This is a genomic window from Pseudomonas sp. GW823-FHT05G12 (genome assembly GCF_058795575.1).
In genome coordinates, this window is sequence record NZ_CM179501.1 from 693,986 (window position 1) to 709,709 (window position 15,724).

General features: G+C 63.4%; 10 protein-coding genes. 5 read left to right on the forward strand and 5 right to left on the reverse strand.

Annotation, left to right across the window (positions count from 1 at the left end; all coding sequences use genetic code 11):
• Positions 1-76: 76 nt before the first annotated feature.
• A complete protein-coding gene (locus AC3RCM_RS03190; protein WP_198747166.1) occupies positions 77-2,038 on the reverse strand; it encodes a methyl-accepting chemotaxis protein in 1,962 nt (653 codons plus the stop codon).
• A gap of 244 nt (positions 2,039-2,282) precedes the next feature.
• The gene (locus AC3RCM_RS03195; RefSeq protein ID WP_010951837.1) at positions 2,283-3,638 is read right to left on the reverse strand and encodes a diguanylate cyclase; all 1,356 of its coding nucleotides are present in this window, start codon (positions 3,636-3,638) and stop codon (positions 2,283-2,285) included.
• 247 nt (positions 3,639-3,885) lie between these two features.
• On the opposite strand from AC3RCM_RS03195, the gene AC3RCM_RS03200 reads away from it, so the two are divergent.
• The 4 genes from AC3RCM_RS03200 (at position 3,886) to speA (ending at position 8,164) form a co-directional block, all read left to right on the forward strand.
• The gene (locus AC3RCM_RS03200) at positions 3,886-4,953 is read left to right on the forward strand and encodes a DUF2333 family protein (protein ID WP_049587200.1); all 1,068 of its coding nucleotides are present in this window, start codon (positions 3,886-3,888) and stop codon (positions 4,951-4,953) included.
• Between the two features lie 2 nt (positions 4,954-4,955).
• Positions 4,956-5,489 carry an NUDIX hydrolase gene (locus tag AC3RCM_RS03205; RefSeq protein WP_010951839.1) on the forward strand — a complete coding sequence of 178 codons (534 nt, stop codon included), beginning with the start codon at positions 4,956-4,958 and terminating at the stop codon, positions 5,487-5,489.
• Positions 5,490-5,728: 239 nt separating this feature from the next.
• Positions 5,729-6,100: a translation initiation factor Sui1 gene (locus AC3RCM_RS03210; RefSeq protein WP_003255318.1), complete on the forward strand. Its 372-nt coding sequence runs from the start codon at positions 5,729-5,731 to the stop codon at positions 6,098-6,100.
• A gap of 150 nt (positions 6,101-6,250) precedes the next feature.
• On the forward strand, positions 6,251-8,164 hold the full coding sequence (gene speA, locus AC3RCM_RS03215; RefSeq protein ID WP_010951840.1) for an arginine decarboxylase: 1,914 nt from the start codon (positions 6,251-6,253) through the stop codon (positions 8,162-8,164).
• A 35-nt stretch (positions 8,165-8,199) separates the two neighbouring features.
• On the opposite strand, the gene AC3RCM_RS03220 is transcribed toward speA, so the two are convergent.
• The 3 genes from AC3RCM_RS03220 to AC3RCM_RS03230 form a co-directional block, all read right to left on the reverse strand.
• On the reverse strand, positions 8,200-8,631 hold the full coding sequence (locus AC3RCM_RS03220; protein WP_064493246.1) for a hypothetical protein: 432 nt from the start codon (positions 8,629-8,631) through the stop codon (positions 8,200-8,202).
• The gene (locus tag AC3RCM_RS03225) at positions 8,609-8,995 is read right to left on the reverse strand and encodes a polymorphic toxin type 44 domain-containing protein (RefSeq protein ID WP_492629367.1); all 387 of its coding nucleotides are present in this window, start codon (positions 8,993-8,995) and stop codon (positions 8,609-8,611) included. Before AC3RCM_RS03225 ends, AC3RCM_RS03220 begins: the two co-directional genes overlap by 23 nt.
• Before the next feature lie 96 nt (positions 8,996-9,091).
• Positions 9,092-10,447: an MATE family efflux transporter gene (locus AC3RCM_RS03230; protein WP_064493245.1), complete on the reverse strand. Its 1,356-nt coding sequence runs from the start codon at positions 10,445-10,447 to the stop codon at positions 9,092-9,094.
• 279 nt (positions 10,448-10,726) lie between these two features.
• Between AC3RCM_RS03230 and AC3RCM_RS03235 the strand changes: the two genes are divergently transcribed.
• Positions 10,727-15,628 (forward strand): alpha-2-macroglobulin family protein, encoded by a 4,902-nt coding sequence (locus tag AC3RCM_RS03235; RefSeq protein ID WP_492629368.1) that lies wholly within the window; start codon positions 10,727-10,729, stop codon positions 15,626-15,628.
• Positions 15,629-15,724: the final 96 nt, after the last annotated feature.

The window sequence follows — 15,724 nt, forward strand, 5'->3', positions numbered from 1 at the left end:
TGCGCAGGAATAATTGGCCCGAAACAAACGTAGGAGCGGGTTTACCCGCGAAGCGCTGCGCGGGCGGCGCTCGATCTCAGACCCTGAACGCTCGCACCGCCCGGTTCAGCTCACCGCCCAGGCTCAGCAGCTGTTCACCCTGTTCACGCCCCTCGCCAATGCGCTGCAGGTTTTCTTCACCCAGTTCGTGAATCCGCTCGCTGTGGTCACGAATCTCGCTCACCGCGCCACTCTGCTGTGCCGTGACATCGGCAATCCGCACCGCTGTATCGGAAATGGTACGAATGGCACAGACAATCTCATCCAGTGCCCCATCCGCCGCCTGGGCTTGGTTGGCCGTGGCCTCGGCATGTTCCAGTTGCGCGCGCATCCCCGCCACCGAACTTCTGGCGGCCTGCTGCAGGCGGTCGATCAACGCCTGGATCTCGCCGGTAGCTCCCGTGGTGCGCTGAGCCAGTGAGCGCACCTCATCGGCGACCACGGCAAAGCCACGGCCCATCTCGCCGGCACGGGCCGCTTCGATCGCGGCATTCAGTGCCAGCAGGTTGGTCTGCTCGGCAATCGCACGGATCACCGTCAGTACCCCGCCAATGGTGGCCGACTCTTCCGCCAATTGTTCGATCATGCGGGCGTTGCCTTGCACTTCATCGACCAGCTCACGCAAGCCCGACAGGCTCTGGCCGATTACCGCCTGGCCTTGTTCCACCGCACGCCCGGCATCGCGGCTGGCCTCGGCGGCTGCGCTGGCGTCACCTGCCACTTGTTGAATGGTCGCTTCCAGCTCGCCCAAGGCATCGCGGATCTGCCCGGTATCGCCGGCCTGGCGCTCGGCGCCGCCGTGCAGCGCAGCGCTCATGCCGGCCAGGGCGTGGCTGCTGCCGGCCACCTGCTCGGCGTTATGGCGGATGGTGCCGACCAGCTCCACCAGGTACTGACGCAGGCGGTTGAGCGACTCCTGGATGTCGTGCAGTTCGCGGTTGGTCTTGCCCAGGGCGATGGCTTGGGCGAAATCGCCCTCGGCCCAGCGTGACAGGGCCGGGGCCAGTCCGGTCAGGGTCCGCGCCAGGCGCCGTTGCAGCGTGTCGATCAATAGGGCGATCAGCAGGATCAGGCCGATCATCAGGCCTTGGATGATGCGCACCTCGGCAGCGATTTTCGCATGCTGGCCGCGTACTTCGGGTTCCAGCGCGGCGATGGCCTGTTGTACGGCTTCCAGGCGCTGGCCGGTGGTGGCGGCCAGTTCGGCGCGGCGCTCGATCTGTTCACGGGTGCGTTGCAGTTCGGCCGGGTAGCGGTTGAGCAGGCTTTGCAATTCACGCTTGAGGCCCACGGCAATGTCTTCCTGCTGGGCGCTGCTCTGGGATTCCAGGCCCATCATCGCAGCGAAGTCGTCGGCTCCGGATTCGGCCGTGCGGGTTACGCCGAGTAGTGGCAGGCCGTCGACCGTCTGGGCCTGGGCGCGGATCAGTTGCAGCTCGCGCTCGACCTCGTCGGCCAGCTCCGGGCGGCCGCTGCTGACCAGCTTGTCGCGAGCCAATGACAGCCGCCCCAGATGCAGGGTGGCGTCTAGCAAGGGCAGCAAGTAGCGATTGGCCTCGGCGTTGCCACTGTCGCGGGCGTAGCTGGCCATCTGCTCGAAGTTCGCCCCCAGCTCCCGCTCGGCTTGCAGCAGCAGGGCTTGTGGGTCGCCGGCCAGCTTGCCGGCGGCCAGCAGTTCGTTGGCGGTGAAGGCCTGCAGGCTATCCAGGCTGGGGCGCAACTTCTCGGCCAGCTCTACCGGCCAGTCCGTCAGTGCGGCCTGCAACTGCTGGGTCGCCTCCATGGCGGCGGCCTGACGCAGGGCATCGCCGCTGCCCAGGTAGGCCTGGATATTGCGCGCCGCCTGGTTCTGGAACTGCTGGGACAGGCCCAGATAGCGCTCCATCAGCTGGTAGGGGCGCTCGAGGGCGCGTTGTGACCACCACAGGGTGGCGCCCAAGGCGATACACACGGTCACCAGCAACAGCGTGTTGAAATTGGTCAGCCACTTCAGGCGCATAGCCGCGAACTTCCTGCGCAGGGGAGAGGTAGGCGCCTGAAGTTATTGCGATTTTGTGACGGGGTGATGACGCCAGGGGCTTGGTGTCAGAAAAAAAGTGGCACAGTGCCTCCATTGGTGTGGCCGGCACTGGCCTCTTCGCGGGCTTGCCCGCTCCCACAGGTTTACCTCCAGACTTGAGGTATGTGAAATGCCTGGGGAAGCGGGCAAGCCTGTGAAGAAGCCGGCACCGTGAGTGCGAATTTCAGGGCTCTACACGAACGACGCAATTGCGCCCCGCATGCTTAGCCCGGTACAGCGCCTCGTCCGCTGCACTGGCCATGGTCAGTGCATCCAGCCCCTCGTCCAGTTGCACCACCCCGGCACTGAAGGTGCACTGCAAATCCCGCGGCTGCGCCGGGTAGAGAATTTCGGCAAAGCGCCGGCGAATTTCGTCCAGCACCTTGTGTGCGGCATCCAGCGCGGTATTGGGCATGACGATGGCGAACTCCTCGCCACCGTAGCGGCCAATGAAGTCGGTCTTGCGCAAGCGCTGCTTGAGGAACAGGGCAAGGCTCTTGATCACTCGGTCGCCCATGGGGTGGCCGTGGCGGTCGTTGATCTTCTTGAAGTGGTCGATGTCGAGCATGGCGAAGCTCAACGGCTGCTGCTCACGGCGGGCGCGGAAGCTGCAGTCTTCCAGCAGCTGCAGGATATGGGTGTGGTTGTACAGCCCGGTCAGGCTGTCGCGGACCATGCGCGCCTTCAAATGGCGGGCGCGGGCGGCGCGGTTGCGCACGGTGGTGATCAGGTGGCGTGAGCGAAACGGCTTGGTCAAAAAGTCATCACCGCCTTCGCTCATGGCATCCAGTTGCTTGTCCAGGTCGTCCTCGGCAGACAGGTAGATGATCGGCACACTCACATAACGGTCACTGTGGCGGATTACCTTGGCCAGCTCCGGGCCGGTGCAGGCCGGCATGTACAGGTCGAGGATGATCAGGTCGGGCTGGAAGTCGGCAAGCTCGGCCATGGTGCGGATCGGGTCGGTCAGGCTGCGGGTGAGCATGCCGGCGCCGGCCAGTACACGCTCGGTGTACATGGCCTGTGTGCGCGAATCATCGATGATCAGCACGCGCAACGGGTCGTGCGGGGCGGTGTTGGTCAGCAGTTCGACCTTTTCCAGCAAGCTGGAAGCTTCCAGGCTGCCGGTGAGAAAGTCCTGACCGCCGGCGCGTACTGCGGCAAGGCGGGTAGGGGTGTCGGCTTCGTGATGGCTGAAGAACAGCAACGGAATGGAGCGTGCCAGGCCCTGCTGCACCTGAGCGGCCAGCAGCAAGCCCAGGCCGGCGCCGGTGAAGTCGACATCCATGATGATGGCCGACGGCGGGTACTCGCTGATCGAGGCGAGAAACGCTGCGGCGCTGGGCAACGCTTGCACCACCAGACCAAAGAATTCCAGTTGCTGGGCCAGGCGCTGGGCGCGCTCGTGGTCCTGCAGCAGGATGTACACCGGTTTGCGCACGGGCAGCAGCAGTTGGTCGAGCGGGTCGTCCTTGCGCAGGCCGTTACGCGTCAACTGTTGGACGGGGCACTGCGGGCTCGGCTCGACTGCTTGGCTCATGTCCTGGCTACTTATAGGTTGGGATGTGCAGGGGCAATGATGGCTCTATGCTAGCAGCTCTTTTCACGTGCGTGAGTGCCCTGCGTCAACAAAGCGGGCAGAACGAATATTCAGTTGCTGACTGAATGGTCGCTTATGCGTACGGTGGTGTCTGCTTTATAGTGCAGCCATTCGGGCTTCCCGTGGCACGCTAGCGCAGGCCTGTGGTCAAAGCCCCTGAACCGTCGTGACTGATAAGGACAAAGCCATGCTGGACTGGAAAAACCGCGAGGCCAAAGCCGAGCCCCGTGAGCGTGTCGACGGGCGCGGCGCTGCCGCCCGTAGCTACCTTGGCGGCCTTTGGAGCCGTGCCCTGGGGACCCTGATCGGGTTGTACCTGCTGGTGTGTATCGGCCTGGGCTGGTACTGGAGCCAGGAGCCTGCTCTGTTCCCGGTGCAGCAAAACGCCCAGGCCGCAGCCGAACGTACTGGCCAGCAGATGGTGGTGGGCTATACCACCGTCGAAACCCTCAAGACCGTGGCCGGCACCTTGCTGAACAAGCCGGGCGGCTACATTTCCAACGACCGCTTCCCGCCAGGGCTGTGGATGGACAACATGCCAAGCTGGGAATATGGCGTGCTGGTCCAGGTCCGCGACCTGTCCCGTGCCCTGCGTAAAGACTTCGCCCGTTCGCAGTCGCAGTCCACCGAAGACGCCGACCTGGCCAAGGCCGAGCCGCGCTTCAACTTCGACAACAAGAGCTGGATCCTGCCATCGAGCGAGTCGGAGTTCGAAGAGGGCATCAAGTCGCTGACCCGCTACCAGACCCGTCTGGCTGCCGGCGACAAGGGCGCTATCTTCTATACCCGCGCCGACAACCTGAACAACTGGCTGGGTGACGTCGCCACCCGTCTGGGCTCGCTGTCGCAGCGCCTGTCGGCCAGCGTTGGCCGGGTCAAGCTCAACACCACGCTGAAGACCGAGTCGGTCGTTGCCGGCCAGGCGCCGCAGGTGGATGAGGAGCTGGTGGAAACCCCATGGCTGCAGATCGACAACGTGTTCTATGAAGCCCGTGGCCAAGCCTGGGCGCTGTCGCACCTGCTGCGTGCCATCGAGGTGGACTTCGCCGACGTGCTGGCGAAGAAGAATGCCACCGTCAGCGTGCGTCAGATCATCCGTGAGCTGGAGGCCTCGCAAGAGTCGCTGTGGAGCCCGATGGTGCTCAACGGCAGTGGCTTCGGCATGTGGGCCAACCACTCGTTGGTCATGGCCAACTACATTTCCCGGGCCAACGCTGCGGTTATCGATCTGCGTCAGCTGCTGTCGCAGGGTTGATGATGGCTATCAGCCCAACCGAGGCCGCCCATCGGGCGGCTTCCGACCGGGAGCTGGTCACCTGGGTGGACGAAACCGACCAGGTACTGGGCGCCTTGCCCCGTGCCGAGCTGCGCGAGCGTGGCCTGATCGGTCGCTGCACGTTCATTCTGCTGTTCAACAGTGCCGGTGAATTGTGTGTACACCGGCGTACGCTGAGCAAGGCGCTGTACCCCGGCTATTGGGATGTGGCAGCGGGCGGCATGGTCGCGGCTGGCGAAGCGTATGCCGAGTCGGCCGCGCGCGAGCTGGCCGAAGAGCTGGGCATCGAGGGCGCCGAGCTGCGCTTTCACGAGCGGTTCTATTTCGACCAGCCGGATAACCGCTTGTGGTGCGCGGTGTATTCGGCGGTGTCGGATGCGCCGTTGCGGTTGCAGCCGGAAGAGGTTATTGAAGCGCGCTTCATCGGTCTGGAACAGGCTGAGCAGGAAAGCCTGAGCAAGCCTTATTGCCCGGACTCGTTGGCGGCGTTGCAGCGCTACAAGGCCACTTTGTAGGCTCGGGTTTGCCCGCGAAATACCGGCCCAGACACCCGTTTCCCAGGGCAAGGGCTTTGCCCTTGTTCGCGGGTAAATCCGCTCCTACACAACCGGCGTATTTATCGTTACACTGCGCGCCCTTTTCGGGCTGCCGCAATTCTTGCAGCAGTAGCGCCGCCCCTGCCAGAGTGGGGCTTCGCGGTCGGCCTCAACCCCAAGGCACGACCAGTTTTTGTCCTCAGCACCGAGGAACAAAAGTGGCCAAGAAAGCTTCTTCCTTTTCCGCCCTTGGCGGTCTCGTGTACTCCACCGACGCCGGTCGGCACTGCCCCGACTGTGGCCAGCCGGTGGACGCCTGCACCTGCAAGCAGCAAATCATCCCCGAAGGCGACGGCATTGCCCGCGTGCGCCGCGAAAGCAAAGGCCGTGGCGGCAAGACCGTGACCACCGTCACCGGCGTGCCGCTGCCGCCCGATCAGCTCAAAGAGCTGGCGACCACACTCAAGCGCCGCTGCGGTACCGGCGGCGCCTTGAAGGACGGGGTTATCGAGATCCAGGGCGACCATGTCGAGCTGTTGATCGGCGAGCTGACCAAACAGGGTTTCAAGGCGAAAAAGTCCGGCGGCTGAGGCCATCGCGCGATTTTTTGCCCAGCGCTTTCTAAACTCGTTCCCGTGGTCAGAGTCTATGCCTGAGCACGGATGAATCGTCATTTTCAGCTTTTACACTCGCCCCGCTGCCTGCGGGCAGTGTCTTCGACTTATCTATAGGGGACTTGAATGTCCGTACGACGCACACGCAAAGACGATGGTAGCCAATGGACCGTGGCCGACAGCCGCAGTGTTTATGGTATCCGCCATTGGGGCGCTGGCTATTTCGCCATCAATGAAGCCGGGCGCGTCGAAGTACGCCCCAACGGCCCTCAAAGCGCTCCGATCGACCTGTTCGAACAGGTCGACGAACTGCGCCAGAGCGGCTTGTCGCTGCCCTTGCTGGTACGCTTCCCTGACATTTTGCAGGACCGTGTGCGCCAGCTGACCGGTGCCTTCGACGCCAACATCGCGCGCCTGGAATACCAGAGCCAGTACACCGCGCTGTACCCGATCAAGGTCAACCAGCAGGAAGCGGTGGTGGAAAACATCATCGCCACGCAAAACGTTTCCATCGGCCTGGAAGCCGGCTCCAAACCCGAGTTGCTGGCAGTGCTGGCGCTGGCGCCGAAGGGCGGCACCATCGTCTGCAACGGCTACAAGGACCGTGAGTTCATTCGCCTGGCGCTGATGGGTCAGAAGCTTGGCCACAATGTGTTCATCGTCATCGAGAAAGAGTCGGAAGTGGCCCTGGTGATCGAAGAGGCCGCCGAGCTCAAGGTGAAACCACAGGTTGGCCTGCGCGTTCGCCTGTCGTCGTTGGCCTCGAGCAAGTGGGCCGACACCGGTGGCGAGAAGTCCAAGTTCGGTTTGTCCGCCGCCCAGTTGCTTTCGGTGGTGCAGCGCTTCCGCGATGCGGGCCTGGATCAGGGCATCCGCCTGCTGCACTTCCACATGGGTTCGCAGATTGCCAACCTGGCTGACTACCAGCACGGTTTCAAGGAAGCCATCCGTTATTACGGCGAACTGCGTGCGCTGGGCCTGCCGGTCGACCACATCGACGTGGGTGGCGGCCTGGGTGTGGACTACGACGGCACCCACTCGCGCAATGCCAGCTCGATCAACTACGACATGGACGACTACGCCGGCGTGGTGGTGGGCATGCTCAAGGAGTTCTGCGACGCGCAGGGCTTGCCGCACCCGCACATCTTCTCCGAGAGTGGCCGTTCGCTGACCGCGCACCACGCCATGCTGGTGATCCAGGTGACCGACGTCGAGAAACACAACGACGACGTACCGACCATCGAGAACAAGGAAGCCCTGCCCGAGACCGTGCAGTGGCTGGTCGACCTGCTTGGCCCGACCGACATCGAGATGGTCACCGAGACCTACTGGCGCGCCACCCACTACATGGGTGATGTGGCCGCGCAGTACGCCGATGGCAAGCTGAGCCTGGGCGAGAAGGCCCTGGCCGAGCAGTGCTATTTCGCCGTGTGCCGCCGCCTGCACAACTCGCTGAAAGCCCGCCAGCGCTCGCACCGCCAGGTGCTGGACGAGCTGAACGACAAGCTGGCCGACAAGTACATCTGCAACTTCTCGGTGTTCCAGAGCCTGCCAGACACCTGGGCCATCGGCCAGGTCCTGCCGATCATCCCGCTGCACCGCTTGGACGAAGAGCCGATGCGGCGTGCGGTATTGCAGGACCTGACTTGCGATTCCGACGGCAAGATCAACCAGTACGTTGACGAGCAGAGCATCGAAACCAGCATGCCGGTGCATGCGGTGAAGGAGGGTGAGGATTACCTGCTGGGCGTGTTCCTGGTGGGTGCCTACCAGGAAATCCTGGGTGACATGCACAACCTGTTCGGTGACACCGATTCGGTGAACATCTACCAGAATGCCGACGGCAGTGTGTACCACGCCGGTATCGAAACCCACGACACCATCGAAGACATGCTGCGCTACGTGCACCTGTCGCCGGAAGAGTTGATGACGCATTACCGCGACAAGGTTGCCAGCGCCAAGATCACTGCGCGTGAGCGGACCCAGTATCTGGATGCCTTGCGCCTGGGCTTGACCCGGTCTTCGTACCTGTCCTCCTGAAATGCAAAGGGGCCGTTGCGCGGCCCCTTTGACTATCACTCTCGGTGAGACGTCGCGGTGAGTTCGATTGTAATAGGCAATACTGCGCCACCCTCTTCGAGAAGAGTGGTACTCGAATAGCTGTAGACCTGCTCCTCAGTCCGCGCCGTTATTTTCAGGCCCTCCACGTGCAGCACGGCGCCCGATTGTCGAGTGACCAGGAAAGGCGTCAGCCTTTCAAGGCCCTTCAAGACCAGATCATCGTGCTGTTGTTTTTCAGCCACAAAGTACAAGTAGATCAGCGGCACTGTCGCCCCACCAGCATCGCTGAGCACCTCATAAATGGCACTCTGCTTGCCAATTGGAGTTTCAGAAACAATCTTGGTCAACACAGGCCTTGCATCTCTGGAGAAGATCCATAGGGTTTGACCGAGGATAAGCAGAAGCAGGCAAGCAATCAGCCATCTAATACCCGTATGACTTGGCATATTCGATCCCTTTCTTGATCCATTCCTGATCCTCGGGGTCGTCGCCATAAGGGGAACTGCCCCACCATGATCCAAATGCTGAATTACTGGTCCCCGCGCGGCTCTGTGCCCATCCCGCCCCCCTCAACAGGAACTCCTCCGAAAGGCCAGCAGCAGTTCCAGTTGCGCCATAATTGAAATTACCTAACGCCTCATATTGCCTTCCCTGTTGCTTGTAATCCCACTCGTCTCGATTACGAACCTTCGAATAGAACCACGACACTAGAAAAGCACTGCCGCCATTTTTAAAGTAGTTACGCTCTTTGCTTGCAGCGTGCATGTTGCTAAGTACTGAGACACCTGATGGCGCGGGTGGAGGGTACATGATGGCTCCTTGCTCATAGGCCGTTGGTGTGAGCCCCCTCCATGGGTTCTGCTTTTATCGGCCAGAGGCTTGGAAGCAGTCAATCGAGCATATTTTTCATATTGTGTTTCCGGGCCCTGTGACCCACTTGCCCTCCAGTTTCAGTTTCCATCCAACCCACCCCAACGTCACCGCCCGCAACCCCATGAACCCAAGAAACGCCACCCACAACCCATGGTTGCCCAACCCGCTCATGGCCACTGCCACCGGCAGCGCAATCAACACCGAAACCAGCATTGCATTACGCATTTCCCGCGCCCGGGTCGCGCCGATGAACAAGCCATCCAGCAAGTAACTCCACACCGCGATCAGCGGCAGCAACGCCAGGTAGGGCAAATACGGATAAGCCGCCGCCCGCACACTTTCGATGTCGGTCTGCAAGTCGATGAACAGGTGCCCACCCAGCAGGAACAGCCCGGCAAAGCCCAGGCTGGTGATCAGTGACCAACCACAAGCGACCACCAGCGAGCGGCGCAAGGTGTCGCGGTCACGGGCACCAATGGCATGGCCGCACAAGGCCTCCACCGCATGGGCCAGCCCATCCAGCGCATAGGCCGTCAGCAGCAGGCCATTGAGCAACAGGGCGTTGGCCGCCACGGTCGCTTCGCCCAGGCGTGCGCCCTGCACGGTAATCAGCAGGAACACCAGTTGCAGCGCCAGGCTACGCAGGAAGATGTCGCGGTTCACCGCCAGCAGTGGCCTCCAGGCCTGCCAGCGCTTGAGCGCTGCCCACACGATCTGCCCCGGGTAGGCCCGCAGAGCCGGGCGGGTCAGGGCCAGGCCGAGCAGGGCGGCAGTCCATTCGGCAATCACCGATGCCCGCGCCGAGCCCAGTACACCCCAGTCCAGGCCCAGCACGAACCACAGGTTCAAGGCGATGTTCAGCAGGTTGGTGGTCAGCAGGATGGCCAGTGGAGCCCTGGCGTTCTGCGTACCGAGGAACCAGCCGACCAGCGCGTAACTGGCCAGCGCCGCAGGCAGGCCAAGCAGGCGGGTATGGAAGAAGTCTTCGGTGGATTGCTGCAGGGCTGCGCTGGGTTGCATCGCATGGAGTGCCAGCTGGCTGAAGGGCAGGGCCAGCAGGCCGATCAACAGGGCGAAGCCGACCGCCAGCAGCAGCCCTTGCACCAGGACCTGGCGTAGCGCTGCACCGTCGCCACGGCCGGCGGCCTGAGCAGCGAAGCCGGTGGAGCCCATGCGCAGGAAGCCCATCAGGCCGACTATGAAGGTGAACAAGGTGGCGCCCACAGCTACCGCGCCCAGTTGGTGAGCGTGCGGGAGATGACCGATGACCGTGCTGTCGACCAGCGCCACCAGCGGTACCGAGATGTTGGACAGGATCATCGGCGCGGCCAACGCCCAGACCTTGCGGTGGGTGGGGCGGTGGCGCCAGTCGGCAGCGAGTTGGGGCATGTGCATTCCATGAGATTTTGGGGCCGCTGTGTGCCCCTTCGCGGGCTTCCGCCCCCACAGGAAAGTGTTGCTCTTGTGGCCGGCGCCAAACCTGTGGGAGCGGGCGAGCCCGCGAAGGGGCGCAACGCGGCCCCCTTTTAACGAATGGCCACAGTGTACCGACCAGGCAACCATTTAGCGCGACCATGGTCTGACCTGGCGCGCAACGCCGGGTGCTGCACCTGACGTTGCGCTATAGTTGCTGCCCTCACGTACACGCTGCCCAAGAGTTCCTATCTCATGTTCAACAAAGGATTGTTGCTGGCCTGCGCGCTGGCGTTGCTCAGTGCCTGTGACTCTTCCACGCCGGGTAAACCAGCACCGGTCGAGAAGTCTGTGGCACCCGCGCCCGCCGAAGCCTCCGCCCCCAAGCGTGAGGACCCGACCGTGCTCGCCAAGCGCTACGAGGGCCGCGAACTCACGGTGCTGGACGTATCGGAAGTGCAGCTCGATGGCGCGGCAACGCTGTCGATCAGCTTCTCCGTACCGCTGGATGCCAAGCAGGACTTCACCACCAAGGTGCACCTGGTAGACACCGTCAAAGGCAAGCTCGACGGTGCCTGGGAACTCTCCGACAACCAGATGGAGCTGCGTTTGCGCCACCTGGAGCCGCAGCGCAAGCTGGTGCTGACCGTCGACAAGGGGCTGCTGGCAGTCAACGGCAAGCAGCTGGACAGCGAGTCGATCACCCGCCTGGAAACCCGCGACATGCAGCCGACCATCGGCTTTGCCAGCCGCGGCTCATTGCTGCCTACGCGCCTGGCCGAAGGCCTGCCGGTGATTGCCCTGAACGTCGACAAAGTGGATGTCGAGTTCTTCCGCGTCAAGCCAGACATGCTTTCGACCTTCCTGGCCAACTGGGGACGCAACAGCAGCCTGTACTACTACCAGTCCAAGGAAACCCTGGACATGGCCGAGCTGGTCTACAGCGGCCGCTTCGATCTAAACCCGGCGCGCAACACGCGCGAGACCGTGTTGCTGCCGATTGCCGGCATCAAGCCGTTGCAGGCGCCAGGCGTGTACCTGGCAGTGATGCGCGCCTCGGGTACCTACGATTATTCTCAGCCGGCAACCCTGTTCACCCTCAGCGACATCGGCGTGTCGGCCCACCGCTACCGCGATCGCATCGACGTGTTTGCTCAAGCCCTGGAAGGCGGCAAGGCGCTGAGCGGCGTCAACCTGGAAATCCATGACGAAAAGGGCAAGCTGCTGGCCCAGGCCACCAGCGATGGCAAGGGGCATGCCCAGCTGCCGATCACGCCCAAGGCCGATACCCTGATTGCCACTCAGGGCGTGCATACCACGCTGCTGCGCCTGAACACCGCAGCCCTGGACCTGGCCGAATTCGACATCACCGGGCCTCAGGCCAACCCGCTGCAATTCTTCATCTTCGGCCCGCGTGACCTGTACCGCCCGGGTGAGACGGTGCTGCTCAACGGCCTGCTGCGCGACCAGGACGGCAAGCCGGTCAAAGCCCAGCCGGTGAGCGTGGAAGTGCGTCGCCCGGATGAACAGGTGAGCCGCAAGTTCGTCTGGGAAGCCGACAGCAATGGCTTGTACCAATACCAGTTGCAACTGGCCACCGAGGCCCCGACCGGCCGTTGGCAACTGCTGCTCGACCTGGGTGGCGGGCGCAAGCAGGTCTATGAATTCCTCGTTGAAGACTTCCTGCCCGAGCGCCTGGCGCTGGAGCTCAAGGGCAGCAGCACACCGCTTTCGCCGGATGAAGATGCGCGTATCCAGGTCAATGGCCGTTACCTCTATGGTGCGCCGGCCGCCGGCAACCGCCTGAGCGGTCAGGCCTATGTACGCCCGCTGCGCGAGGCCGTACCGGCGTTGCCTGGCTACCAATTCGGCTCGGTCACCGAAACCGATCTGAACCAGGACCTGGAACTGGACGAAGTCACCCTTGACCAGGCCGGCAAGGCGGTAGTCGATATCGAAAGCCGTTGGGCCGAAGCCCGCTCTCCGCTGCAACTGACCGTGCAGGCCAGCCTGCAGGAGTCGGGTGGCCGGCCGATCACCCGGCGCCTGGAGCAGCCTATCTGGCCGGCTGAGCGCCTGCCGGGCCTGCGAGGCCTGTTCGAAGGTGAGGAGACCGATAGCGACGGGCCCGTGGAATTCGAGTTCCTGGTGGCCGACCGCGACGGTAACAAACTGGCGGCCGACGCGCTCAAGGTGCGCCTTGTTCGCGAACGCCGGGATTATTACTGGAATTACTCGCAAAACGACGGCTGGAGCTACGCCTACAACGAGAAGTTCCTGACCCAGAACGAAGAGACGATCAGCGTCAAGGCAGGTTCCACCGCCAAGCTCAGCTTCCAGGTTGAATGGGGCCCGTACCGCGTCGAGGTCGAAGACCCGCAGACCGGTCTGGTGTCCAGTGAGCGCTTCTGGGCCGGCTATCGTGCCCAGGACAACGCTGAGGGCGGCGCGGTGCGGCCGGACCAGGTCAAGCTGGCGCTGGACAAACCCTCCTACACCGATGGCGCTACCGCCAAGGTCACCGTCACTCCGCCCGCTGCGGGCAGCGGCTACCTGATGATCGAGTCCAGCGATGGCCCGCTGTGGTGGCAGGAGATCGATGTGCCCGCCGAGGGCAAGACCTTTGACGTGCAACTGGACAAGGCCTGGGCCCGTCACGACCTGTACATCAGCGCGTTGGTTATCCGCCCTGGTGAGCGCAAGGCCAATGCCACGCCCAAGCGCGCCGTGGGCGTGCTGCACCTGCCGCTGGACCGCGCCGAGCGCAAGCTTGCGCTGAGCCTGCAGGCGCCGGAGAAAATGCGCCCGAAACAGCCGTTGACAGTGAAGGTAAAGGCCGCCAACGCCGATGGCAGTGTGCCCAAGCAGGTGCATGTGTTGTTGTCGGCGGTGGACGTGGGCATCCTCAACATCACCGATTTCAAAACCCCCGACCCGTTCGCCAGCCTGTTCGGGCGCAAGGCCTATGGTGCCGATCAACTGGACATCTACGGCCAGTTGATAGAGGCCGGCCAAGGCCGCCTGGCCAGCCTGGCGTTCGGTGGTGACGCAGCGATGGCCAAGGGGGGCAAGCGCCCCAACACTACGGTAACCATCGTCGCCCAGCAGAGCCTGCCGGTGACACTGGACGACAAGGGTGAGGGCCAGGCCACGGTCGACATCCCCGACTTCAACGGTGAACTGCGGCTGATGGCCCAGGCCTGGACCGAAGAGCACTTCGGCATGGCCGAAGGCAAGACCGTGGTCGCCGCGCCGTTGATTGCCGAGCTTTCGGCCCCGCGCTTCCTGGCCGGTGGCGACCGTACCAGCCTGGCACTGGACCTGGCCAACCTGTCCGGCCGCGCCCAGCAACTGAGCGTCGAAATCACCACGGATGGGCAACTGAGCCTGGCGGCCAACGCCGTGCAGAGCATTAACCTGGCCGAAGGGCAGCGCTCGACGCTGATGATTCCGGTGCAGGCCCAGGGAGGGCTGGGGCAGGGCAAGGTGCATGTCCGGGTGACGGGCCTGCAACTGCCGAACGAGCCGGTCAATGCGTTCGAACGTGAGTGGACGCTGGGCGTGCGCCCGGCCTACCCGGCAATGCTCAAGCACTACCGTGTGGCCTTGAAGGACCAGCCGTGGACCCTGCCCGAAGCAGACCTGGCCGCCTTCGAGCCCGCTGGCCTGGAAGCCAGCCTGGCCTTGTCGAGCCGGCCGCCGCTGAACCTTGCCGAGCAGATTCGCGCGCTGCAAGCCTACCCCTACGGCTGCCTCGAACAGACCACCAGCGGCCTGTACCCTTCGCTGTACGCCGATGCCGACAGCCTCAAGCGCCTTGGCATCAAGGGCGAGCCGGCGGATGTGCGCAAACGCAAGATCGAAATGGGCATCGAGCACCTGCTGGGGATGCAGCGCTACAACGGCAGCTTTGGCCTGTGGAGTTCGGACAGCGAGGAAGAGTACTGGTTGACCGCCTATGTGACCGACTTCCTGCTGCGTGCCCGTGACCAGGGTTACGGCGTGCCCGCCGAGGCACTGAAGAAGGCCAGTGAGCGCCTGCTGCGTTACCTGCAGGAGCGCAACCTGATCGAAGTCGACTACAGCGAAAATGCCGACCATACGCGCTTTGCCGTGCAGGCCTATGCGGCGCTGGTGCTGTCGCGCAGCCAGCAGGCGCCGTTGGGTGCCCTGCGCGGGCTGTTCGAACGTCGCGCCGATGCCCGCTCCGGTCTGCCGCTGGTACAACTGGCAGTGGCGCTGGACAAAATGGGCGACAAACCGCGTGCCGAGCAAGCCTTGCAGGCGGGCCTGGGCATCAGCCGTGGCAAAGGCTGGCTGGCCGATTATGGCAGCGCCCTGCGTGACCAGGCGCTGATCCTGGCGCTGCTGCAGGAAAGCAACCTGGCCAGCAGCCAGGTCGATCAGCGCCTGTTCGCCTTGTCGGATGAACTGGCGGCCAACCGTTGGCTGTCGACCCAAGAGCGCAATGCACTGTTCCTCGCTGGCCGTGGCCTGCTGGGCAAGCCGGAAGGCCAGTGGCAGGCACGCCTGGACAGCGCGGGGGAAGTGCGCGAGTTGAACAATGCCGAGGCCGGTATGAAGCTTGAGGGCCCGTTGCTGGCTTCACCGCTGAGCGTGCAGAACCAAGGCAGTGAGACGCTCTATCAGCAGCTGACCTTGTCCGGCTACCCGCGCCAGGCACCTGCGGCAGGCGGCAATGGCATGCAGATTCACAGAGAGTACCTGGGTATGAATGGCCAGCCGCTGGACCTGCACAACCTGCGCAGTGGCGACCTTGTGCTCGTGCACCTGGCGCTCAAGGCTGAGGACCGCGTGCCGGATGCGTTGGTGGTGGACCTGCTGCCGGCAGGCCTGGAGCTGGAAAACCAGAACCTGGCTCAAAGCGCCGCCAGCCTGGACAACGCCAGCAGTGCAGTGAAGGCGTGGCGCGAGTCGATGCAGAACGCCAGCGTGGTGCATCAGGAGTACCGTGATGACCGTTATGTTGCCGCGCTCAAGCTTGAGGGCTATGGCACCACCCACCTGCTGTACCTGGCGCGAGCAGTGACCCCGGGCACTTACCGCGTGCCGCCGCCGCAGGTCGAATCGATGTACCGGCCGAACCTGCAGGCCGTGGGCGATGGGCAAGGGGAGATGACGGTGAAAGCCCGCTAGAGACCCCTCTACGCGGACAGCGTGGGAGCGGCCTTGCGTCGCGATAGGGCCGCAAAGCGGCCCCGACAATTCAAGCGGCGAAGCTGAAATCCTGGG

Coding starts and splice junctions, on each gene's coding strand:
- AC3RCM_RS03190 (WP_198747166.1), bottom strand. CDS start 2,038: ATGCGCCTGAAGTGGCTGACCAATTTCAACACGCTGTTGCTGGTGACC.
- AC3RCM_RS03195 (WP_010951837.1), bottom strand. CDS start 3,638: ATGAGCCAAGCAGTCGAGCCGAGCCCGCAGTGCCCCGTCCAACAGTTG.
- AC3RCM_RS03200 (WP_049587200.1), top strand. CDS start 3,886: ATGCTGGACTGGAAAAACCGCGAGGCCAAAGCCGAGCCCCGTGAGCGT.
- AC3RCM_RS03205 (WP_010951839.1), top strand. CDS start 4,956: ATGGCTATCAGCCCAACCGAGGCCGCCCATCGGGCGGCTTCCGACCGG.
- speA (WP_010951840.1), top strand. CDS start 6,251: ATGTCCGTACGACGCACACGCAAAGACGATGGTAGCCAATGGACCGTG.
- AC3RCM_RS03220 (WP_064493246.1), bottom strand. CDS start 8,631: ATGCCAAGTCATACGGGTATTAGATGGCTGATTGCTTGCCTGCTTCTG.
- AC3RCM_RS03225 (WP_492629367.1), bottom strand. CDS start 8,995: ATGTACCCTCCACCCGCGCCATCAGGTGTCTCAGTACTTAGCAACATG.
- AC3RCM_RS03230 (WP_064493245.1), bottom strand. CDS start 10,447: ATGCCCCAACTCGCTGCCGACTGGCGCCACCGCCCCACCCACCGCAAG.
- AC3RCM_RS03235 (WP_492629368.1), top strand. CDS start 10,727: ATGTTCAACAAAGGATTGTTGCTGGCCTGCGCGCTGGCGTTGCTCAGT.